Below are 23307 nucleotides of genomic sequence, written 5' to 3' on the forward strand. Positions count from 1 at the left end.
CCCTTCCCCCTTCGCTATCTTTACAATAAGGGATGCCTTATAATAAATCTAATGAATGTTTTTGATTGAACCATCAAATTAATTGATAGGTGGTGCAAAGTTGAATTTACATGCCCTTCGAATTTTTGCAAAGGTCGCAGAGACAAAAAGTGTTACACAAACAGCAGACGTGCTATCTTTGACACAGCCAGCTGTGACGGCTCAGCTTAGAAGCATTGAAAGTGAGATCGGGTTCCGTCTTTTTAAACGAAATGGCAGAGGTATTACACTTACGGAAATGGGGAAAATTCTATACCCTTATGCCCGGCAAGTGTTCGAGGCTGAAAAGGAAGTAGAATATCAGATTACACTTTTACAAAACGGAAAAAAGGGGCGGCTCCGCATCGCTTCTACCTATGTACCACTCAACTTTTTACTGCCAGATTGGCTCGCTGCTTTTAAGACATCTTCATCAGAAACGGAAATTGAATTAAAAAGTGGAAACTCCGCTCAGGTTTTAGAGAGCCTGCTTCAATATGAATCAGATGTGGCCATCGCTGTGATCGAGGATTTGCACCATGAGGAGATTCTCACCTCTCATTTAACGAATTTAAGCTATGATTTTATTGTGCCGGCAGACCATCCATTGAACGGAAAAACCGTCCCGCTAGAGCGGCTGAGCCAGGAGCCTTTTTTGATGCGTGAAGAAGGCAGTTCCACAAGAGATAAGCTCTTCTCTCTTTTTACCTCAAAAGGAATCAAAAAACCGACCGTGGACTTGCAGTTCAGCGGTGTTCATGAAGCGATACAAATGATCAAAGCTGGATATGGTATCACGCTTGTTCCCCGTGATGCGGTTCAAGGCAGTCTCAAGCGGAAAGAAATTGGGCGCGTGTACATTGAAGGCATTGAGATCGTCAGACCAGTTGTTGTGTGTAAGCGGGCGAATGATCTTGAAGAAAATAGAACCGTTGATGCCTTCCTGCAAATGAAAGGTATCGGTCCATTTACCACGCCTGCTGCCAATTAAAAAAGTGCCTGCTTCTGAAACAGGCACTTTTTTTTATTCGGCTGGCTGCACGATGTCAAACGGTACAGCTTTTGAAGCCTTCACTAATTGTTCTGGTGTGATGAGGATTTCATTTCCCCATTCTCCTGCTCCAACCCCTAATATCTCTTCCTCTAACAACGAAGCTTCAATGATCGTTCGGAATCCTTCTGGCTGCCAGCAAAACGGCGGAATCGAACCAATTCGATAGCCCGTCACTTCAAGAACCTTCTCCGGTGAAGCCATTTTAATATTACGAGAGCCGGCCGCTTTCTTTAGTTTCCCTGACTTAATATGCTGGTCAGCGCCAACCATCACAAGCAGCTGCTCCCCTTCTCCTGTTTCAAAGATCAATGTTTTGATCATTTGTCTCTCGCGAAAACCAAGGGCTGCCGCTACATTTGCTGCTCCTTTTTCTGTTTCGGCAGAAAATGTTTTGATCTCATATGGGATGCCATGTTTGTCCAGAAAGTCATGTGCTGGTAATTTTCTCAAGTGATTGAACCCCTTTCCTTACAATGTCCTTCATTTAGCTTATCACAATCTTCTCATCCTTAAGATGTATTTTTCAATGGAAAGCCTATGAACCCTTCATCACCATGCTATACTAAACTTGTTTTTGAAAAGGAGCCGGTTTAATATGGGAAACAAATTTTGGTATTATACAAGCAGTAAAAGCCTTCTCATGCTGAGTGATATTTTATTTGTGATGACGATCACGTTTGTCATTTATCAAGATACACAATCTGTTGCCTATGCGGCTGGCTTTCCGCTGATCAGAACGATATGCCAGCTATTGGCTGGGCTCTTCTCTCCTGTTTTAACCGATCACTTTCAAGCTGGTCGGCTGTTGAAATGGGTACCGCTTTTACGTCTTGGGATGCTCATCGTGTTTACAGTTCAATTTCAATTCCTACAGCAGCATATGGTCTGGCTGTTTAGTGCACTCATATTGATTTCCATCACAAGCGGGTTGATCAGTCCTTTATTGCAGGCGATCATGCCAATGCTGGTGCCAGCAAATCAGCTTGTGAAAGCAAACAGTACAGCGTCCATATTTCATCAAACAGTTCAAGTTGCCGGCTATTCGTTCACTGGAATGCTCGTCCTATGGATCGGGCCATTTTCTTTAATGTGGGTTACTTGTGTCATGATTGTGTTGTCTTATCTATTTTTCATCCCTGTATTTCCTCTTCTAAAACAAGAAGAGACGGTTCGAAAAGCAAATAAGATGAACAGCTTTAAAGATGGCTGGACGATCATTTGGACAAATCAAACGGTACGTACCCTGACGTTTATGGATGTTTGTGAAAATATTGCGGGTGCTGTGTGGATCGGCGCGATTACGCTTGCCTTTGTCACACATGATTTAAAGCAAGGTGAGGAATGGTGGGGCTTTATCAATGCCGCTTATTATATCGGCACCATTCTAGGCGGGCTCTTAGCTGCATGGATGAGTCAATTTATTCAAAAGCAGCTTCTTCTCTTTATGGCAGCTGGGTCATTCATTTATGCAGTGCTGACTATTGTCTATTCACTGAACAGCCTGCCGTGGCTTGCTTTGCTGCTTTGTATTTTGATGGGGCCTGCTTATCAAATTCGTGATGTTTCGCAGCAAACCATTCTTCAAACGGAAACACCTGTCCAAGATTTATCAAAGGTGTACTCGGCTCATTACGTCCTTTCTTCTGTATCTGTCGGTTTATCTATATTCTTTGTTGGATTGATTGCGGATGCATATGGGGCGAGGTCTGTGTATTTGCTAGGCGGTCTGTTTGTGCTCGTCTGTTCCGGCATTGCCATCCTTTCTTTTATGAAGCAGAAAAAAGAGAGCAGCTGATTGATGCAGCAGCTCTTTTACTTTTCTTTTAACATCGCGAACATGTCACGGGCCATTGCTTCTAAAATATACACAACTGGCGTCTGTGTGGTGATATTGGCTCTGTGTACCCGCTCATCTGTGACGTAGTAGGCAATATTTAAATCTGAAATGCGCGAAATCGTGCAGTGCTGGTTATTCGTAATACTAATGATTGTGCTGCCTTCCCTTTTTAACTTTGAAATATGATCAATCGTAATACTGTTTTCCCCTGATACAGACAGCACAATGGTGACACTATTGTCTAAATACTGCATATTCATCGGGAAAAACGGATCATTGATGTAAAATGAAAATTTCTCAAGACTTGAAAAGTACCTTGCCCCATACTGCGCCAAAATACCAGAACTGCCAGTCCCGATAAACAGCACATTTTTTGCCTCAGCAATGAGCTTCGCTGCCTCCTTAATTTTCCCCTCAAAGTCTCCCTTTAATGTTCTTTCAATAAATTCATATAGAAAGTGCTGTGTGCTTTTTAAAGAAGGTGTCTGCTCTGATTCTAAATACATTTTGAGCTTCACTTTAAACTCTGAAAAGCCTTCACAATTTACTTTTCGGCAAAAGCGAAGGACAGAAGAGGTGGAAATATGAGCAGCATCTGCCAGATCTCGAATTCTCATGTACACGACCTTTTCACTGTTTTCCATGATATATCGATATAAAGCGCTTTCTAGTTCATTAAAGCTGGAAATGACCTCACTTGAAAACATCTGACTTCCCCTTTCTCCAACAACATGTCACAATGTGTTTCTTTTATGTAACAAATCTCTAAATAGGGCACCCTTGCCTAAAGACGCTGAAGTCATTTACGCATGAGATGCTCTCACGATAAGCTATAGATGAACAAAACAAAAAAGACTTTTCTCTATTATAACATTGCGCGTTACATTATTCGGAGGTGCAGAGCATGGCAAAAGGATTAAAGGTTGTCACAATTGGCGGAGGATCAAGCTATACACCAGAGCTTGTAGAAGGATTTATTAAACGGTACGATGAATTTCCGATTAGCGAGCTTTGGCTCGTTGATATTGAAGCGGGAAAAGAAAAGCTTGAGATCGTCGGAAATCTTGCAAAACGCATGGTCAAAAAAGCAGGACTTCCAATCGAGGTTCATTTAACATTAGATCGCAGAAAAGCGCTTGTAGATGCTGATTTTGTCACAACACAATTCCGTGTCGGACTTCTTGAAGCACGTATGAAGGATGAACGCATTCCTTTAAAATATGATGTCATTGGTCAAGAAACAAATGGTCCAGGAGGTCTATTCAAAGGACTTCGCACCATTCCTGTCATTCTTGATATTGTCAAAGATATTGAAGAGCTTTGCCCGGATGCATGGCTGGTGAATTTCACAAATCCAGCTGGTATGGTCACTGAAGCCGTTCTTCGTTATTCAAACCATCGAAAAGTCGTTGGCTTATGCAACGTCCCAATCGGCATTCGCATGGGAATCGCCAAAGGACTTGATGTAGACGCAAGCAGAGTAGAAGTCAGCTTTGCTGGATTAAACCATATGGTCTTTGGACTCAATGTATTCTTAGACGGCAAAAGCATCATGGACCAAGTCATCGAAGACATGGCCGATCCAAACTCCAGCATGTCAATGAACAACATTCAAGCGATTCCGTGGGATGCTGATTTCTTAAAAGGGCTTGGCGTCATTCCTTGTCCGTATCACCGTTACTACTACAAAACAAGTGATATGCTGGCTGAGGAAAAGAAAGCAGCAGCAAACGAAGGAACTCGTGCAGAAGTCGTTCGCGCATTAGAAAATGATCTGTTCGAGCTTTACAAAGACCCTGATCTAGACATCAAGCCGCCACAGCTTGAAAAACGAGGCGGTGCCTACTACAGTGATGCAGCTTGTAACTTAATTGCATCCATTTATAACGACAAGCATGACATTCAGCCTGTGAACACAATTAACAATGGCGCCATCAGTGACATTCCAAATGATTCTGCCGTTGAACTCAACTGCGTTATCACAAAAGACGGTCCTAAACCAATCGCTGTTGGTGAAATGCCGGTCGCTGTCAAAGGACTCATTTCTCAAATTAAATCCTTTGAGCGTGTAGCTGCTGAAGCAGCCGTGACAGGCGATTACAACACAGCCCTTGTCGCAATGACCATCAACCCGCTTGTCCCATCAGATGCTGTTGCAAAAAGCATCCTAGATGAAATGCTAGAAGCACACAAAGAATATTTGCCACAGTTTTTCAATAAAGTAGAAGCATAAAAAGAAGCCGCACTTGTCGAAAGTGCGGTTTTTTTATTTGGCTGCAAACAGCCGGTCCATCTTAGGACGATCATAGTCTAATAGCCAGTGCTGCAAGCCTTCATAGACTGGACGTAGACGCTCAGCATCTGCCGCAATGAGATCACAGCCTCGATCATCATATAAGTGAAAAATCATTTTTTTTGAGAGATTCATTAGGTAAATTTCATAACCCAGTTTTCCCTTCAAGATTTGATTCGGTGCATAGAAGTCCTCCTGGCACATCGCATGGAGAAGCGGACGCAATCGAATGTCTTGCAGCTGGCATTTGAGTGTAAATCTCTCTAATGTCAGTGAATCTTCTATTTCTGGACGTACATAAGTCAAAAGCTCGTGTCGCAATCGATTCCTTACTTGCCGATGCACATATTTTTGATAAACCAGGAGCTTACGCTTCGTTAATTCATGTTCATGTTCTGTATACACATCCGTTACAAGCAGCATTTCGTCTTCTGGATCAAAAGCATATTTTACAATCTCAAAAGCACGATCTCCCGCTTTTTCTAATACAACCGATTCTTTTCCTAATGACCAATCTGCCACTTCAAAGCGAAGACCAAAAGGCCACCCATAAAAAAGAGGCGGGGTGAGGAGAAGGTCAGGAAAATGACTTTTTAAAAATCTATTCGTTTGATCGCTCATCTCAATTCCTTCCATTGATTTTATTTCTTATTTTACCGTTGAAACATACAGGAAAACAATTGGAAATTAACTGTCATTTCTTATATGATAGAAAGAGATGGAGGTGTGACCAATTGAAAAAATGGTTTTTACAGGTGTTCCTCACCGCATTGATCACGATGTGGATACAGACTGGACTGGATCAGTCGAACATCATTCATATCACCAATGTATGGGTCGATGCCAGCAGCTGGATCCTGATCTTCTTTGTGATCTATGCACTTTTTGAATGGACAGCTCACGTCTTAGCAAAACAGAAAACCGCTCTCCGCTGAACATCTCTTTTCATAGAGATGTTTTTTCTTGAAACTTTTCTTGCACAAGTTCATGAATGACGCCCATTCCTGCCTGGCTTCCAGCTGCTGCTGCAAGAACTAACTGGGCAGGACCGCCTAAATTATCACCACATGCAAAGACACCACTGACGGTTGTACGTCCAAGAATATCTGTTTCAATCCCCGCATTCTTCGTCATTTGACAGCCAAGCTTTTCGGCAAATGGTGCTGACTGCTTGAATTCGCTTGCGACAAAACCGCCTTCCCTTTTCACCGTCTCCCCATTTGCAAGCTGGAGAGAGCGCAGCTGACCATTGTCATGATCAATCGATACAATAGGCACATCAATGACTTGAATAGAATGCGCCGTCAGAAGTGACTTGTCCTCTTCAGCCAACACGTGCCTATTCGTAAACACGATCAAATCCTTTGTCCAATTGGATAGAAGCTTAGCCATATGCAAGGCTCGCTGATTCTCTGCAATGAGGGCAAGTGCTTTGTCCTTTAATTCCCATCCATCACAGAAAGGGCAGCTAAACAACGTTTTTCCGTACACATCATGAATTCCTTCGATCTCTGGCAATATATCCTGAAGTCCAGTTGCCAAGATGATTTTTTTCGCTTCGAATGTATCCCCTTTGTGTGTCAGTAACGTAAAGAATTCCTCTCTCTTTTGTATATCATTAATTCTACTTCGTTTGATTTGGATATTAGGGTATTTTTGAAGATCTGCCTCTCCGGCTTGTCTAATCTCAAACGGTGTCATTCCATCGTTTGTAATAAATCCATGTGATTCCTGAGTCACTCGATTTCTTGGCAGCTCGTCATCAAATACAATGACCTGCTTTCTGCCCCGGCCCACAACAAGTGCTGCATTTAATCCGGCTGGCCCGCCTCCGATAATCGCACAATCTAATAACATATCAATCTCTCCTTTTTATTCAAGACTTTAAAGACTCTTAATATCTATAATTAGTTCAAAAAAATCACATCTTGAAAAATGGATTTTTTTCTGGCTGTTCAATTTGGTTCGCAATATCAATTAACCGTTTTTGACTTAACGTCTCCTGCATTTTTGTTTCCACATCCTGCATGACTTGCTCAATCAAACAGCCATCATGAGGCATGAAGGAGTCATGCTCTAAAGAGCAGCGAAATAAATTCGTTTGTCCTTCTACAGCCTGAATGACATCTAAAAATGAAATATCTTCCTTTCGTTTGATAACGGTGTATCCTCCCTTTGCACCAGGTGTTGATTCAATCAATCCCGCCTTCACAAGCTTTGTTAAAATTTTGGATAAATAGGTTGGTGAAAGGTCTTGCATCTTAGCAAGAGGCTCAACGCCAATCGCTTTACCCTTTGGCGCAAGAGTTAAAAACACCATCGTATGCAGCGCATAGTTGGTCGCTTTAGAATATTTCATGAGGAAACTCCTTTCTATCTATTATAGACCTTTTATATCTGTAATTGATCATAGATGATTCAAGAGAAAAAAGCAAGTGCTGTGGATCTGCTCCTCTTTTTTCATTCCACATTTCACATTTCCTTCCGATAATAGAAGTAAGCACGGAATAAAGTTTTGATTGAAAACGAGAAGGAGTGAAGAATAATGTCAGATCAACAGCACAATGTAGCACACGAAGAAGAAGAGGAATTTAACGTATACGACATGCTTCCGCCCGCAGGTACAATCATCGGAGAAGCAACAGAAGAAGAAATGGAAGCCGCAGCAGCACTAGAAGTGAGACATGTCGCATTCATGCGCCTTCAAGATATGTACATTCAATTTGACGGCTCGTCTTACAAAGACTTATTAAAAGACTTCCAAGAATTCGAATTGGATTCCACAAAATTCTGGAGAGCCATTGCTAGACGTCTTCAAATTCCATACGAATGGCCAATCCGAATCGACCACGCAAACGGCCCTATTTATATTGGTGAAACTGAGGATAGCCGTGAGGTTGAGGAGAGTGCGGAGTAAGGAATGGTGACCCCCTTTTGATAAGGGGGCTTTTTGTCTCCATTACAATAAATAAAGCAATATGAGCGCTGTGACGCCCATATTGCTTATTCCTTTGTTATGTTAACTCTGGCCAAAATGCTTGATTTGCCACAATTAAGTCGTCTAAAATATCTTTTGCTACTTTAGCACTCGGCACCGTTTTCGATAATGTGATGGCCTGCCATAGTTTTTGATAGGACCCTTCTTCAAATGCTTCTACTACTAATTTTTCTACGCCAACTTGCTGCTCCATGAGACTTTTTTGAAATCTAGGAATTTCTCCAACTACTAATTTTTCTGGACCATTGCTGCCAACGATACAAGGAATTTCGACCATGGCTGTTGGGTCAAAGTTTCTAATGGCGCCATTGTTCTCTACAATCATCAGCATCCGTTCTTTTTTATTAAAAGCAATGGCTCTTGCCAAATCAACGATATAGGAAGCGTGCTCATCAATGGTCAGCTTTGTTTCCTTTGCAGTTCCTTTATCAATGATGGCCTGACACTCACTAAAAACAAAAGCTTCCCGTCCCTCCATCACTTCATTGGCACGTGTGAACTCGATATTTGAATGTGCCACTTCTTCATCTGGAAATAGATAGTATTTCAAATACGTATTAGGGACCGTTTTTGGATCAAGTGCTTGAATATCTTTGGCCTTTTTTAATGTGCTGTTCCAACTCTTCTGCTGTTCTAGTTCGGATGTTCCATCTGTTGCATAACCATGCTGGCTTACATGCTTAATCACCTCAGGCATTAAGCTATTTCCTGATTTATCTCGAATATCTGTCCACCAGCCAAAGTGATTCAAACCATAGTAATCTACTTCTAGTTCTTTCCGTGAAGATAAGCCTAAATTTTTTGCAATTAATTCTTCGATGCCAATTGGCATATCGCATATGTTTAAAATTTTGGCATTTGGTCTTAGCTTACGTGTTGCCTCTGCTACTATCGCTGCAGGGTTCGAATAGTTTAACATCCAAGCTTCGGGTGAGTATTTTTCCATATAATCGACAAGTTCTAATACACCTGGAATGGACCGCATTCCGTAAGCTATTCCGCCTGGACCGCATGTTTCCTGTCCGACGACTCCATGCTTCAATGGAATTTTCTCATCTAATTCACGCATTGCATATTTTCCGACACGAATATGTGCCATCACAAAATCGACTTGAGTAAACGCTTCTTCGGGGTCCGTGCTTGCCAGTAATTGCACTTCTGGTGCTCGTTCTTTTAACATAATCTCACATGCATCTGCAATCGTCTTTTGTCTAGCTTCATCATTATCATAGAGTTTAATTGTATGAATTGGGAACTCCTCTAAATAGTCTAACAGCATCAAAATGATTCCCGGTGTAAATGTACTTCCGCCTCCAGCGATGGTAATGTTAAATTTTTTCATGATATCCAGCTCCTTTTTCAATCTAATGAAAGTTTAGTCTCAAAGGACTCTCTTACTTGCGGTACACTTAAGCCAACAATGATTTGAATGCTTTGACCACTCTTTGCCATGCCGTGTGCCAGTTTATTTTCTGTAAAGTAGTCCCTATCTTTCACCAAGCTAGGGTCAATCACTGTAATACGCAGACGCGTGGCACAGTTTGTCACATCTTTAATGTTTTCTTTACCGCCAAGGCCTTCTAAGAAATAAACGGCTTTCTCTTCATACTCAGACGCATAAACGGGCGCTTCCTTTTTGTCATGACCTTTTTTATGAGCATTCTCATAATCTTGTTTTGTATATAGTCTCGTCTCCTCCTCATCTTTTCGTCCTGGTAATGGAATATCAAATTTCACAATCATCCATCTAAATATGACAAAATACAATGCAGTAAAGAGAAGTCCAATCATCGCTTGGATCAGATAAATCCCTCCATGATTTGAAGAGAGCGGAATCCAGTTCAATGCGGCTATTTCAATCAGTCCGGAACCCATCATTCCGACAACACCAAACATATTCATGATTGTCACCATGGTCGCTCCAAGAAGTGCATGAATCACAAATAAATAAGGCGCGAGAAATAGGAATGTAAATTCAAGCGGTTCTGTAATTCCCGCAAATATGGCTGTCAATGTGGCGGGTAATACCAATGCCAAAACCTTTTTTCTATTTTCCTTCGGTGTAGAAAAATACATGGCTAGAGCTATCCCTAAACAGCCGAACATCTTAATATTCCCATGCAATAAAAATCCGTATGGATAAAGATCCTTCAAATCGGAAGTTGAGGACGCAAATTCATTTAAGTGAGCGATCCAATATGGTTTTAACCCCCCATTTACAGCCGCTGGACCAAACTCAAAAGGTGTATATATAAAATGGTGAAGTCCTGTTGGAATTAACACCCTTTCCAAGAAATGAAACAGCCAGACACCAATATAACCAGACTGTGCCATGAACCCTTGGAGAGATTGAATCCCCTGCTGAACATAGGGCCAGACAAACGCAACGGCAAAAGCAATAGGAATCATCACAAAGAATCCGATGATGACAACAAATACAAGCCCCTGGAAAATTCCAAGCATTTCAGGCAGCTTTTGATCATAAAAACGATTATGGATCCAAATGACGATTCCAGATATCATCACCGCACCAATGATACTTGTATCCAGCGTAGGTATACCCGCAATTTCTTTTACCCCTGCTACATTCTCAACACCTTGCGATAAATCAACACCAAAAGCAGACGGCCAAAGTGTCAAAATAGCATGAATATAATTGTTAAATACGAGATAAATCATCAAAGCTGCGAGCGTCGCACGGGCTTGCGCTTTTTTTGCAAGTGAGATGGGCAATCCAATCACAAAGGCTAATTCCATATGATTGAAAATCGTCCATCCTCCGCTTTCAATCAGTGTCCAAACCTTATACCACATCGTACCTTCTGCAGCCATTTCCCCCATAATCGCTGGATTCTTACATAAAGTCGCGAGGCCGACAACAATACCAAAAAACGCGAATAAAAGTACAGGAACTACCATAGCACTGCCAAACCGCTTGATTGCATTCATAAGCATTACCCCTTTGCTTGATCCATAACATCACTGTAAAGGCAGCGCTTACAAAAACCAATAGGTTTGACGTATTTAGAAATCAAGTTGTAACATTAGATTATATTTTCACAGGAAGAAAATATTTTCATGTTGGAGGGCACATCGCATGATACTGGACAAGCTGGTAAATGAATACTTCGAAGATTTAAATAAGAATGACCTGCACATTATTAAAACGATCCATGATCATCTTGAAGAAATGAAGACAATGAAAATTCAGGACCTTGCCCGTTATGCTCATACTTCCATTTCATCCATCCATCGACTTGCCAAGAAAATAGGGTTCGACGGCTACAGTGACTTAAAGTCTTATGTGAAATTAAATGCTTTCACTCAAGAGACAACACAGGATTTAATGCAGCTGCTCGATCAAGATATCCGGCAGACAAGAAAATATATGGAGCAGCTGGACTTTCATCAATTAAATCAACTGATAGATCGCGCACCGTATATTTATATTTATGGTACAGGAACTGCACAGCTCGATTTGGCCAATGATGTACAGCGGCAGCTATGGTCACTGCATAAAAAATCTCAAGTATTACGAAGCAAGCGGGACTTAACAGATGGAATCATTGAATTTGGTGAGGATGACCTTTTATTTATCATTTCTTTATCGGGTGAATCGAAGAATTTAGATGAAATCATTCAATTGGTGAAAACGAGACATATCAAATTTATCAGCATGACCACATTGAGGAATAACCTCCTTGCACAAAATGCCATGTTTAACATCTATGTAAGCAGCACCCCGTTTCACTTATATAACAAAGTGGACAACTCCAGCTTTCTGCCATTTTACATTGTGGCAGATATTATCGTCAGAAAATTTAGTGAGTGGAAAGTGAAGCAATTGAATAATAGGACTTAAACATAACAGGTACAGTTTTGGAGAGAGATTCAATGTTGCTTCGCAAAAAAAAGAGAGACTCTTTTGTCTCTCTCAAAAAACACTATATAACAGCGGATTTAATGAAATATATCTACTTGCGGCTGCCTTTTCCTATTCAGCAGTATAATGCCCAGCAAGCAGTTCATCAAACGAATCCGCTAATTTAAAATCTGTCTCATATTCTAGATCAAAGTAATGAACCGGCGGATGTTCCTTTGTTTCTCTATAATCCAATGCAATCCACGTATGACCATCCCCACAAATGAGCACAAGTCCCTCAGGCAATTCCCATTCTTCTATTAAATAATCACTATCCATAATGCCTTCATTCTTGGCAATTCCTCTTAAATGATCAAATGACACATGATCCTCTGCCCATCCATTCGGCTGGTCCGTGGGAAAAGCGTTATGCAGGGTATACCCGCCATTTTGTTCGAGAATCAGTTTTTTATATGTATCCGGCAAGATGACGCCTAGCTTCTTTTCCGCTTTTGCAATGCCTTTCTCATTGATTTTCTTAAATGTTTCATCGCTTTCACTGTCTTTATCCCAAAATGGTTTCAAATGAAATACCTCCAATTGTTATTTCTATCTCATTTTACCATTTAAGAGAACTAGTTTAATAGTCCTATTTAATAAAAAAAGAGAAGGGTTCGCCCCCCTCCTCTTGTTGGTCATGATTGTTCTTGATTTCTCGCTTCAAATTCATTTAGCATTGCACGCACTTCATCTGTTGATGATGTGTTCATTAATTGATTTCTTAAGAAACTCGCTCCTCTGAATCCTTTTACATAAATCTTAAAGAAACGGTGCAGTGCCTTGAATGGACGCAGACCTAGTGATGAGTATTGATCATGAAGGTCAAGATGTAATCTTAAGAGACCAAGAAGTTCATCACTTGTATGCTCCTTCGGCTCTTTTTCAAAGGCAAATGGGTTATGGAAAATCCCGCGCCCAATCATCACTCCGTCCACTCCATACTGTTCTGCGAGCTTTAAGCCTGTTTGACGATCTGGAATATCACCATTGATTGTCAAAAGCGTATCAGGTGCTACTTCATCACGAAGTTTTTTGATTTCAGGAATGAGCTCCCAATGCGCATCCACCTGGCTCATTTCCTTTCTTGTGCGAAGGTGGATCGATAAATTCACAATATCTTGCTCCAAAATGTGTCGAAGCCATCCGCGCCATTCATCGACCTCAGTAAAACCAAGTCTTGTTTTCACGCTGACAGGTAATCCCCCAGCTTTTGCCGCTTGAATCAGCTCTGCTGCAACGTCTGGGCGAAGAATCAAGCCGCTGCCCTTCCCGTTTTGCGTGACATTCGGGACAGGACAGCCCATATTAATATCAAGCCCCTGAAATCCCATTTCCGCCATTCCAATACTCATTTGTCTAAAGTTTTCAGGCTTGTCTCCCCAAATATGAGCAACAATCGGCTGCTCATCCTCTGTAAACGTTAAACGCCCCTTCACACTTTGAATGCCATCAGGATGGCAATAGCTCTCACTATTCGTAAACTCTGTAAAAAACACATCCGGTCTCGCCGCCTCACTCACAACATGACGAAACACAACATCTGTCACTTCTTCCATTGGTGCTAATATAAAAAATGGCCGCGGTAAATCACGCCAGAAATTTTTACTCATCTTTCATCCAATTCCTCTCATGACATAGCGCCTTATAGGGCATGTCCTTCTATAAAATCTTTCAGCAATTTTATCATTATATACTTTAATATGAACCGGGCAAAATTGCAAAAAAGGACATTTGGTAATGAATTGCAGGGTGAAAATATTGATTCCACTTCCAAATATCATTTTTTAGTGCCGATTGAACATACAAAAATAAAAACACCCCAATATCGATGTTTTTCACGAAATCGGGATGTCTCAATACATTACTGATTAATCACAAGACTTGCTACACATTCCACATGTGAGGTATGCGGAAACATATCCACCGGCTGCACTTCCTCTGTCACATACCCGCCATCTTCAAGAATGCGCAAATCACGAGCAAGCGTCCCGGGATTACAAGACACATACACAACTCGTTTTGGTTTCATCTTTAAAATGGTGTCAAGCAGTGCTTCGTCACAGCCTTTTCTAGGCGGATCGACGACGAGGGTGTCTGCTTTGATGCCTTCTTTGTACCAGTTTGGGATGACGGTTTCTGCTTCGCCGACTGCGAATTCGACGTTATTGATTCCGTTTAAGGCAGCATTGCGTTTTGCATCTTCAATTGCTTCTGGGACAATTTCAACCCCATATACTCTGCCTGCTTTTTGTGCGAGAAATAAGGAAATCGTACCGATTCCGCAGTAGGCATCGATAACAGTTTCTTCGCCTTGCAGCTCGGCATATTCAAGCGCTTTGTCATAAAGCACCTTTGTTTGGGCTGGGTTCACTTGATAAAACGAGCGAGCTGAAATGGCAAATTTGATGTCGCCAATCGTGTCATAAATGTATTCTTCGCCCCATAAAACGGTTGTTTCGTCTCCGAAAATGACATTTGTTTTCTTTGAATTCACGTTTTGTACAATTGACCGAACGTGTGGGAAGCGTGCTATAATCTGCTCAATCACCTGCTGCTTTTGCGGAAAGTCAGCCGTTCTAGTAACAAACACAACCATCATTTCACCTGTTGCAATACCGTAGCGAACCATCACATGACGCAGCCAGCCTTTGTGTCTCTCTTCGTTATACGCTTTGATGCCAAACGCATTGCATATGTCTTTTACTGCCTGTACCACTTCGTCGTTTTCTGACTGCTGAATCAAGCATTTTTCCATATCAATGATTTCATGGGTACGCTGCTGATAAAATCCTGCAACAAGTCCGCCTTCGCGTTCGCCAACTGGCACTTGTGCTTTGTTTCGGTAATTCCAAGGGTCTTCCATGCCGAGTACAGGATGAACTTTTACACGGCTCATATCAAGCTTGCCGATCCGCTCTAAAACGTCCTTTACTTGTTTTTGTTTAAATAGCAGCTGGCCTTCATAGCTCATATGCTGAATTTGACAGCCGCCGCACTGCTTGTAAATGGGACATGGCGCATCTTGCCTGTGCTGACTTTCCTTTGTCAGCTCCATGAGTCGTCCAAAAGCAAATCCTTTTTTGACTCGTGTGACTTTGATTTGCCCTTGTTCGTCAGGAAGGGCATTTGGTACAAAGACAGGGAATCCTTCAATTTTTGCTACACCTGCACCTTCATGCGTTAAGTCTTCGAAGGTTACATTGTAGTACTCATTCTTTTCAACAGGCGGTTTCATTTTCACCAATTTTATCACCTCATTTGCAAAGAAAAACTTGGCCGCCATAAGGAACCAAGTTCAGTCTTCACCCTATTTTTTCAGCTGTTTCTTTTGGCACAATAAATTCAATATGGCGATACAGGTTTTCAAATTCACCTGGCAGCATGCCGCCGTATTCACCATCTAAATTCAATTGCATTTTATCTTTTACATCTACCTTCACGCGATTCGCTTTTGCGTAGATGACATTGTTATCATGAATATGCTCGCCTCGCAGTGCAAGGCTGACCACTCGAATGGCTTCTGCTAGATTGACCTTCTTTAGAATAATCAGGTCAAACATCCCATCATCTAAAATGGAATCTGGCGCTAGTTTTTCAAAGCCGCCTACTGAGTTTGTGAGTGAAACAAGGAACAGCATGATTTCTCCATGAAACAATTTGCCGTCATATTCAATTTCGACTTCTGTCGGGCGGATAGATGGAAGCATCTCCATGCCTTTTAAATAATAAGCAAGCTGTCCAAGCATGGTCTTCAGCTTACTAGGCACCTCATAGGTGAGCTCTGTTAACCGGCCGCCGCCAGCAATATTAATAAAATAATGGCCATTGACTTTACCGATATCAAGCGGCTTCGCTACACCCTCAATAATGGCATCTGTCGCTTTCAAAACACCTTCTCTTGGAATTCCAAGTGCTCTTGCGAAATCATTTGTCGTTCCAACTGGAATAATTCCTAGTTTTGGTCTTTTTTCAAGCGGTGCTAGTCCGTTAACGACTTCATTGATCGTGCCGTCTCCACCTGCTGCTACAATTAAATCAAAATCTCTCTGTGCGGCTTTTTCTGCTGCTTGCGTGGCATCTCCTGCACATGTCGTCGCATGACAAGAAGTTTCATAGCCAGCTTGTTCAAATTTTTGCAAAACCTGCGGTAAATTCTTCTTGAAGAGTTCACGCCCAGATGTCGGATTGTATATAATTCGAGCACGTTTCATTCATCATCATCCTATATTCATTATGCAATCTATTTTCACCACTAACAACCTTTAATTATACTATGAGATTTGAAAATGGCAACAAAACAACCGCCTAATATGTAAAATCTCCAAGCACATTTCCCTCAGTAAGAAAGCATTCTGATAAGATAAAAGAAAACGCTGTAAAGGATGATATGCGATGAAAAAGCCTGTCTATTTTAATCATGACGGCGGTGTTGATGACCTCGTCTCTTTATTTCTTCTCCTTCAAATGGAACATTTGAAAGTCATCGGAATGTCTGTGATTCCTGCTGATTGTTATTTAGAGCCTGCGCTCAGTGCATCTCAAAAAATCATTGATCGATTCAGCCCTTATGAAATTGAAGTCGCTGCTTCAACTTCTAGAGGCGTCAATCCATTTCCGAAGGAGTGGCGAATGCATGCTTTCTATGTAGATGCTCTTCCAATTTTAAATGAAAAAGGTACTGTTGATACAAAGGTGTCCAAGCTGCCAGCACACCTTCATCTGATTGAAACAGTTAAGAAGGCAAAAGAACCTGTCACCCTACTCTTTACTGGTCCGCTCACAGATCTTGCACGCGCTTTAGAAGAAGACCCTTCAATCTCTAATAAAATTGAGAAATTGGTGTGGATGGGCGGCACGTTCCTTGAAAAAGGCAATGTTGAAGAACCCGAGCATGACGGGACAGCAGAATGGAATGCATTTTGGGATCCTTATGCTGTGAGCACTATCTTTCAGGAACCGTTTCCTATTGAAATGGTCGCACTTGAAAGTACAAATCAAGTCCCGCTGACACTTGATGTACGTCAGCGCTGGGCTTCTCTTCGCACTCATATTGGAATAGATTTTATCGGTCAGTGCTACGCCTTTTGTCCGCCGCTCATTCATCATGAAACCAATTCGACGTATTACCTATGGGACGTGCTGACGACAATTACTCTTGCTTCTACATCATTTACCCGTTCAAAAGAAGTGAATGCGATCGTTTATACCGAGACGCCAAAGCAAGGACGGACAGAAGAGCATCCAGATGGAAAATCAATTCAAGTGATTGACCATGTCGATCGTGATGCCTTTTTCCACGCATTTGAAGAACTTATGAGAAAAGCTATTTGCCAGATTTCAAAATAAAAAAAGCCCCGCCAATAGACGGGGCTTCCTCTTACTCTTCTTCTGCGTATTTCTTCTTACGTCTAAACTTGCTTAACATTTCATACACGATTGGAACGATGACCAATGTGAGAAGTGTAGAACTTGTTAAACCGCCAATTACGGTAACACCAAGTCCTTTTGATACGATCTGGCTTCCGCCTTCAAATCCTAATGCCAGTGGCAGCAGTGCACCAATTGTCGCAAGTGCCGTCATTAAGATTGGACGTAATCTTGTTGTACCTGCTTCAAGTAACGCTTCTCTTGTTGAGAGACCTTCTTGTTCTTTATGAATCACGCGGTCAATCAAGACAATGGCATTTGTTACAACGATACCGATCAGCATAAGCAATCCAATCATGGCATTTAAGCTGATGGTTTCTTTTGCTATAAACAATCCAGCGAGAGCGCCAATAACCGTAAATGGAAGTGAGAAGAGAATTGCAAATGGTGCAAGACCTCCGCCAAATGTGATGACGAGAACGAGATACACAATGGCAATCGCTGCAAGCATTGCAAGGCCAAGCTGTGTAAAGGATTCTTGGATATCCGCACTTACACCGCCTGTGTCAATCGTTACACCAGATTTTAGATCAAGCTTGTCGACTTTCTTCTGAACATCCTGCGTTACGCTTGAGACGTCGTCTGTTGTCATATCACCAGACACTTCTGCGTAGATTTTTCCATCACGTTTTGTCACCGTATTTGCTGTTGTCCCATCTTTTACTTTGACGACATCACCAATTCGGACTTCTTGCCCTGTTGGTGTGGTGATCTTTTTATTTTCTAAATCTTTTTTGCTCTTATATTCATCTTTTTCCGTTTGAAGCTTCACATCAAGTTCTTTGCCGTCCTCTGTGACTTTCGTCAGTGTTGTTTCACTATTTTGAGGTGCAATCGCTTGAGCGATTTGTGAAGCAGTTAGACCTAGTTTCGCCAGTTTTTCTTGATCTGCATTAAACGTATATTCGTCGTATTTCTCAGATAAGCTTGTGCTGACATTTTTCAAGTTTTTCTCATCTTTTAAAATGTTCTCAACATCTTTTACTGTGCCTTCAATATCGCTTGCTTTGTCACCGTACACATAGTACGTCACAGTATTGCTGGCGCCAGCAGATGAGAAGTCTTGTGATTTCCATTCCCCTTTAGACGCTTTGTCTTGCAGGGCTTTGACTACACGATCTTTTTCTTTATCAAAATTCGGTGTGTCCTCGTCATATTGTACGAAGAATAATGCACCGTTAGAGTTACCGCCAACACTTGCTGTCATGGCATTTGAAGAGCCAAGAGAATACTGAACTGTATTGACATGGTCACGTTTCATCAAATATTCTTCAGCTTTTTTCGTTTCATCAATTGCTTGCTCTCTCGTTTGTCCAGGTTCAGGTGTATATGTCACCATCGCCGTTTTCTCTGCTTCCTGTGGTAAGAAGCTGACACCGACAAGTGGTGCTAAGAATAAGCTTCCAACAAGCATAAGAATGGCAATTCCTGATGTGATCCATTTATGGTTGAGTGTCCAATTAAGTACACGTCTATAACCACCAGCAAGCTTGCTTGGTTTATGTTCTTTTACCTTTTTCGCTGTGCCGTACAGATTCTTTTTAAATAGAGTGTGTGCCATCATTGGAACAATTGTAATGGCGACAAGCAGTGAAGCAAGTAACGCAAACACAATCGTTAAGGCAAATGGGATGAATAGTTCACCAATCATTCCACCTACTAATGCTAACGGTAAGAATACCGCAATTGTCACAATCGTTGAAGACATGATTGGGATAAACATTTCTTTTGTGGCTTCTCTGACGAGTGCCTTGCCTTTTAACGGTTCATCCTTTAACGCCATTCGTCGATAGATATTTTCTATGACCACTATCGAGTCATCGACAACACGCCCGATGGCGACGGTCATGGCACCAAGTGTCATGATATTTAGCGTGATATCCAGCTGATTTAATAGTAAGACAGCAATCAACAGAGATAACGGAATGGAGATGACCGAGATTAATGTTGATTTGATATCTCGCAGGAACAAGAGAATGATAATGATCGCAAAGATTGCTCCGATGATCGCCTTGTTCAGCATTGTGCTGACAGACTCTTTAATCGGCTCTGCTTGATCATATGTGGTGCTTACTTTGATTCCTTTGTTGTCTTTTTTGAATTTCTCAAGCTCTTTTGTCACTTCTTCTGCAACACTCACTGTGTTGGCATCAGAGCCTTTGACAATTTGCAGACCGATACTGTCTTTCCCATTCGTTCTAGAGATCGATTCTGCCTCTTTGACGACTTTAATATCTGCAATCTCAGACAGCTTGATCGTTGGCAGCTCTACAGATTGACTGCTTGCTGCACCTGTTTGCTGCTGTGCTGCTGCTTGCTGCTGACTTGCACTTCCCGCCTGCTGCTCGGCACCTTGCGCACCTGCGCTGCTAGATGGCGCTCCAGCTCCAGCGCTTCCCGCACCGCCGCCTGCACTTGGTGTAACAGGAATTCGCATGTTTTTCAAATCTTTGACGCTTAAAATATTGCCGTCCACGACAACTGATTTTTGTTTGTTGCCAAATGTGTATAGACCTAATGGTACATTCACATCAGAGCCTTTGATCATGTTTTGGACGGTTTCTTCATCTAAACCGTATTCTTTTAGTTTCTTTTCTTTAAACGAAAATTCTACTTCTTTGATTTGCTGTCCTGAAGCTTCAACAGAAGAGACGCCGTCTAACCCTTGAAGTGAAGGAACGAGGTCATTTTCTACTTTTTGTGTAAGGTCTTGTAATGATTCTTTATCACCTGAGACACTAAGAGCTAGGATTGGAATCGCATTAATACTAAAGCGTGCGATTTTAGGTTTTTCTGCATTTTCAGGGAAATCAATATTGCTAATCGCATCTTCAATTTCCTTTTTTGCTTCATCCATGTCTTTGCTGTAATCGTACTCGATTTGAATGGATGATGCATTTTCAAAAGAATTAGAAGTGACTACGCTGACCCCATTGAGGTTTTGAATTGACTTTTCAATTGGATCTGTCACCTTATCTGATACTTCGTCCGGCGTTGCGCCAGGGTACGTTGTAGAAACCGTAATGACTGGAGTGTTGATATTTGGGATTGATTCTTGTTTCATATTCAATCCGGCATATAGACCAGCAACTGTTACGATAATCGTCATGAGCCATACAGCGAACTTATTCTTTAATACAAAATTGATGATCGAATTCATTATATCCTCCATTTTCCTTTATGTATTGACTGACTGGTCATTCTATATCATAATAAACGGTGATATACAATGCCGTCAACCATTTCACTTGCGTTTGACGTAACATTCTAAAGCTGAAGGGGCCTTATTTCATGAACGAAAAAAAAGAAAAAATCATTAAAGCAAGCATCCAATTGTTTGCGAAAAAGGGTTTTTCTTCTACGACCATTCAGGAAATTGCAGATGAATGCGGAATATCAAAAGGCGCATTTTATTTACATTTCAAATCAAAAGAACAGCTTTTCAACCGAGCGTTTGAATATTATATCGACACTTCGATGCAAACAATCGAAACGATTCGAAAAGAGAATCAGCATCTCGCGCCGAGAGAGATCTTTCAGAAACAAATTGCTGAACAGTTTCAGCATTTTGCTGAGAACAAAGATTTTATCATTCTGATCCTCAGCGAGAACATTATTCCGGAAAACCAGCAAATTAAAAAGTATTCAAAAACTGTGAAAAAGCAAATGAATGATGAAATTCAAATTTCCATCTTGACCACTTATGGACAGGAGATCGAACCATATATAACTGACCTGTCAGTCATGATTCAAGGAATTATCCAATCGTATGTGCAGGTTCTGCTTTTACAGGATCAAATGCAATTATCATTTGATGAGCTCTCATCCTTTATACTCGAACGGTTTGATGATCTGGTTCAAGGATTGCTTCGTTCTCAGACGAAGCCGATTTTGAAGCAAACCATTTGGGACGATGAAGCGCCTAGTGCTGCTTCCCTTCAAGAGGAGCTTCGTTTGTTAAAGCTGGAGCATCTGCTTTCTGATGATACCGTTGTATCCATTGAAGTGATTGAAGAAGAGCTGGCAAAAGCTGAACCTCGTAAGCCAGTCATCCAAGGAATGCTGACGAATTTAGAAAAGTGCGAGGATCCTGCTGTTCTAAGAGCAGTGGAACAATTGAGGCTGTTTCTTCAGTAACATAACGTGCTGTTTTTTGATTTAGCTCACCTTTCCCCCTTCGAATGTGCACTTTCGCTTATGCTTCATTATAAGAAAAGTATCTCTAAATTGATATACGGCTGTGGTCCGAATCTATAGTAAGACCCTGTCATTTCAATCAAAAAAACCGCCTTTTTCATCAGGCGGTTTTTTACTATTTAGCGTTTTTTGATTTCTTCAAGGAGAATCTTGTTCACCATCGGCGGGTTAGCTTGGCCCTTCGATGCTTTCATGATTTGTCCGACTAAGAAACCAATCGCGCGGTCTTTACCATTTTTAAAGTCTTCAATGGATTGCGGGTTGTTATCAAGTGCTTCTGTGACAAGTTTGAGCAGTGCACCTTCGTCAGAAATTTGGACAAGTCCTTTTTCTTTGACGATTGTTTCTGCATCTCCCCCATTTTCGATAAGCTCTTTGAATACCTTTTTCGCAATCTTAGAGGAAATCGTTCCTTTTTCAATAAGCTTGATCATACCAGCCAGCCCTTGCGGCGTTAGCTTTGTATCGTCTAGCTCTTTTTGAGCAGAGTTTAAGTAAGCAGAAACTTCACCCATGAGCCAGTTCGATGCTTGTTTTGCTTCTGCACCTTCTGAAATGGTCGCTTCAAAGAAATCAGACATTTCTTTCGTCAGCGTGAGTACCATTGCATCGTATGCAGGAAGTCCAAGCTCATCGATGTAGCGTTTGCGGCGCTCGTCTGGAAGCTCTGGGATGGATGCTCTTACGCGTTCTTTCCACTCGTCATCAATGTACAGCTCCACCAAATCCGGTTCTGGGAAGTAGCGGTAATCATCAGAGCCTTCTTTAACGCGCATGAGAATTGTCTTTTTAGACGCTTCGTCATAACGGCGTGTTTCCTGCTCGATCAAGCCGCCAGAAAGCAATACTTGCTCTTGACGCTTCTCTTCGAATTCAAGGCCTTTTTGTACGAAAGCAAATGAGTTCAAGTTTTTGAGCTCTGTCTTTGTACCAAACTCTTCACGGCCGATTGGGCGAAGAGAAATATTAGCATCACAGCGAAGTGAGCCTTCTTCCATCTTACAGTCAGAAACGCCTGTATATTGAATAATGGATTTTAATTTTTCTAAATAAGCATACGCTTCTTCTGGCGTCCGAATGTCTGGCTCAGATACGATTTCAACAAGTGGTGTTCCTTGACGGTTGAAATCGACGAGGGAGTAACCGTCGCCTGTGTGCGTCAGTTTCCCTGCATCCTCTTCCAAATGGAGACGCGTAATACCGATTCGTTTTGTTTTGCCTTCTACTTCAATTTCAATCCAGCCGTTTTCACCGATCGGTTTATCAAATTGAGAAATTTGATACGCCTTTGGGTTATCAGGATAGAAGTAGTTTTTACGGTCAAATTTTGTATCTGTTGCGATTTCACAGTTCAGTGCCATAGCCGCTTTCATCGCAAAGTTCACCGCTTCTTTGTTCAGTACAGGCAGTACGCCAGGATATCCAAGGTCGATGACACTTGTTTGCGTGTTGGCAGCTGCACCAAAAGGTGTCGGCGAGCTTGAGAAAATTTTCGATTGTGTTTTTAGCTCTACGTGGACTTCAAGTCCAATTACCGTTTCAAAGTTCATTCTGATTCACC

At 41.6% G+C, this 23307-nt stretch carries 20 protein-coding genes and 1 pseudogene; 8 read left to right on the forward strand and 13 right to left on the reverse strand.

From position 1 onward, the window contains the following. Positions 1-100: 100 nt before the first annotated feature. Positions 101-1009 carry a LysR family transcriptional regulator gene (locus V6Z54_RS03905; RefSeq protein WP_075611008.1) on the forward strand — a complete coding sequence of 303 codons (909 nt, stop codon included), beginning with the start codon at positions 101-103 and terminating at the stop codon, positions 1007-1009. A gap of 33 nt (positions 1010-1042) precedes the next feature. On the opposite strand, the gene V6Z54_RS03910 is transcribed toward V6Z54_RS03905, so the two are convergent. Continuing rightward, entirely contained in the window at positions 1043-1522 is a 480-nt protein-coding gene (locus V6Z54_RS03910; RefSeq protein ID WP_039177033.1) for a YbaK/EbsC family protein, read from the reverse strand. Between the two features lie 145 nt (positions 1523-1667). On the opposite strand from V6Z54_RS03910, the gene V6Z54_RS03915 reads away from it, so the two are divergent. After that, positions 1668-2867 (forward strand): MFS transporter, encoded by a 1200-nt coding sequence (locus V6Z54_RS03915; RefSeq protein WP_338527720.1) that lies wholly within the window; start codon positions 1668-1670, stop codon positions 2865-2867. A gap of 17 nt (positions 2868-2884) precedes the next feature. On the opposite strand, the gene V6Z54_RS03920 is transcribed toward V6Z54_RS03915, so the two are convergent. Then, positions 2885-3616 (reverse strand): MurR/RpiR family transcriptional regulator, encoded by a 732-nt coding sequence (locus V6Z54_RS03920; protein WP_039177027.1) that lies wholly within the window; start codon positions 3614-3616, stop codon positions 2885-2887. 197 nt (positions 3617-3813) lie between these two features. On the opposite strand from V6Z54_RS03920, the gene V6Z54_RS03925 reads away from it, so the two are divergent. Then, complete coding sequence (locus V6Z54_RS03925; RefSeq protein WP_041087139.1) at positions 3814-5142, forward strand: 6-phospho-beta-glucosidase; 1329 nt, start codon at positions 3814-3816, stop codon at positions 5140-5142. A 33-nt stretch (positions 5143-5175) separates the two neighbouring features. Here the strand turns inward: V6Z54_RS03925 and V6Z54_RS03930 are convergent, their stop codons facing one another. Beyond that, on the reverse strand, positions 5176-5823 hold the full coding sequence (locus tag V6Z54_RS03930; RefSeq protein ID WP_338527721.1) for a DUF3885 domain-containing protein: 648 nt from the start codon (positions 5821-5823) through the stop codon (positions 5176-5178). 113 nt (positions 5824-5936) lie between these two features. Here V6Z54_RS03930 and V6Z54_RS03935 point away from each other — a divergent pair, with 113 nt between their 5' ends. Then, positions 5937-6137 carry a hypothetical protein gene (locus V6Z54_RS03935; RefSeq protein ID WP_338527722.1) on the forward strand — a complete coding sequence of 67 codons (201 nt, stop codon included), beginning with the start codon at positions 5937-5939 and terminating at the stop codon, positions 6135-6137. 10 nt (positions 6138-6147) lie between these two features. On the opposite strand, the gene V6Z54_RS03940 is transcribed toward V6Z54_RS03935, so the two are convergent. Continuing rightward, complete coding sequence (locus V6Z54_RS03940) at positions 6148-7059, reverse strand: NAD(P)/FAD-dependent oxidoreductase (protein WP_338527723.1); 912 nt, start codon at positions 7057-7059, stop codon at positions 6148-6150. Positions 7060-7123: 64 nt separating this feature from the next. Beyond that, complete coding sequence (locus tag V6Z54_RS03945; RefSeq protein ID WP_338527724.1) at positions 7124-7561, reverse strand: Rrf2 family transcriptional regulator; 438 nt, start codon at positions 7559-7561, stop codon at positions 7124-7126. A 186-nt stretch (positions 7562-7747) separates the two neighbouring features. Here V6Z54_RS03945 and V6Z54_RS03950 point away from each other — a divergent pair, with 186 nt between their 5' ends. Then, positions 7748-8119, forward strand: coding sequence for a hypothetical protein (locus V6Z54_RS03950; RefSeq protein WP_041087131.1), 372 nt, complete (start codon positions 7748-7750; stop codon positions 8117-8119). A 97-nt stretch (positions 8120-8216) separates the two neighbouring features. Here the strand turns inward: V6Z54_RS03950 and V6Z54_RS03955 are convergent, their stop codons facing one another. Both V6Z54_RS03955 and V6Z54_RS03960 read right to left on the reverse strand, forming a co-directional pair. Next, on the reverse strand, positions 8217-9542 hold the full coding sequence (locus V6Z54_RS03955; protein WP_338527725.1) for a 6-phospho-alpha-glucosidase: 1326 nt from the start codon (positions 9540-9542) through the stop codon (positions 8217-8219). 17 nt (positions 9543-9559) lie between these two features. Further along, on the reverse strand, positions 9560-11149 hold the full coding sequence (locus V6Z54_RS03960) for an alpha-glucoside-specific PTS transporter subunit IIBC (RefSeq protein WP_338527726.1): 1590 nt from the start codon (positions 11147-11149) through the stop codon (positions 9560-9562). A gap of 148 nt (positions 11150-11297) precedes the next feature. Here V6Z54_RS03960 and V6Z54_RS03965 point away from each other — a divergent pair, with 148 nt between their 5' ends. Continuing rightward, on the forward strand, positions 11298-12062 hold the full coding sequence (locus V6Z54_RS03965) for a MurR/RpiR family transcriptional regulator (protein WP_269104140.1): 765 nt from the start codon (positions 11298-11300) through the stop codon (positions 12060-12062). Positions 12063-12197: 135 nt separating this feature from the next. Here the strand turns inward: V6Z54_RS03965 and V6Z54_RS03970 are convergent. From V6Z54_RS03970 to V6Z54_RS03985, 4 genes and pseudogenes are all read right to left on the reverse strand, one after another. Continuing rightward, positions 12198-12647, reverse strand: a pseudogene (locus tag V6Z54_RS03970) (SMI1/KNR4 family protein); the annotation flags it as partial. A gap of 110 nt (positions 12648-12757) precedes the next feature. Continuing rightward, positions 12758-13732: a tRNA-dihydrouridine synthase gene (locus V6Z54_RS03975; protein WP_075610999.1), complete on the reverse strand. Its 975-nt coding sequence runs from the start codon at positions 13730-13732 to the stop codon at positions 12758-12760. 251 nt (positions 13733-13983) lie between these two features. Beyond that, positions 13984-15363, reverse strand: a complete 1380-nt coding sequence (gene rlmD / locus V6Z54_RS03980) for a 23S rRNA (uracil(1939)-C(5))-methyltransferase RlmD (protein WP_338527727.1) — start codon at positions 15361-15363, stop codon at positions 13984-13986. Between the two features lie 61 nt (positions 15364-15424). Continuing rightward, entirely contained in the window at positions 15425-16333 is a 909-nt protein-coding gene (locus tag V6Z54_RS03985) for a diacylglycerol kinase (protein WP_039177003.1), read from the reverse strand. Positions 16334-16514: 181 nt separating this feature from the next. On the opposite strand from V6Z54_RS03985, the gene V6Z54_RS03990 reads away from it, so the two are divergent. Continuing rightward, entirely contained in the window at positions 16515-17468 is a 954-nt protein-coding gene (locus V6Z54_RS03990; protein ID WP_338527728.1) for a nucleoside hydrolase, read from the forward strand. A gap of 31 nt (positions 17469-17499) precedes the next feature. On the opposite strand, the gene V6Z54_RS03995 is transcribed toward V6Z54_RS03990, so the two are convergent. Then, positions 17500-20709, reverse strand: coding sequence for an efflux RND transporter permease subunit (locus tag V6Z54_RS03995; RefSeq protein ID WP_338527729.1), 3210 nt, complete (start codon positions 20707-20709; stop codon positions 17500-17502). Between the two features lie 131 nt (positions 20710-20840). Here V6Z54_RS03995 and V6Z54_RS04000 point away from each other — a divergent pair, with 131 nt between their 5' ends. Continuing rightward, positions 20841-21686, forward strand: coding sequence for a TetR/AcrR family transcriptional regulator (locus V6Z54_RS04000; protein ID WP_039176996.1), 846 nt, complete (start codon positions 20841-20843; stop codon positions 21684-21686). A gap of 179 nt (positions 21687-21865) precedes the next feature. On the opposite strand, the gene gatB is transcribed toward V6Z54_RS04000, so the two are convergent. Beyond that, positions 21866-23296 (reverse strand): Asp-tRNA(Asn)/Glu-tRNA(Gln) amidotransferase subunit GatB, encoded by a 1431-nt coding sequence (gatB, locus tag V6Z54_RS04005; RefSeq protein WP_024424551.1) that lies wholly within the window; start codon positions 23294-23296, stop codon positions 21866-21868. Positions 23297-23307: the final 11 nt, after the last annotated feature.

It is taken from the genome of Bacillus sp. MAG717A, assembly GCF_036884855.1.
In the GTDB taxonomy this organism is placed as follows: domain Bacteria; phylum Bacillota; class Bacilli; order Bacillales; family Bacillaceae; genus Bacillus; species Bacillus safensis.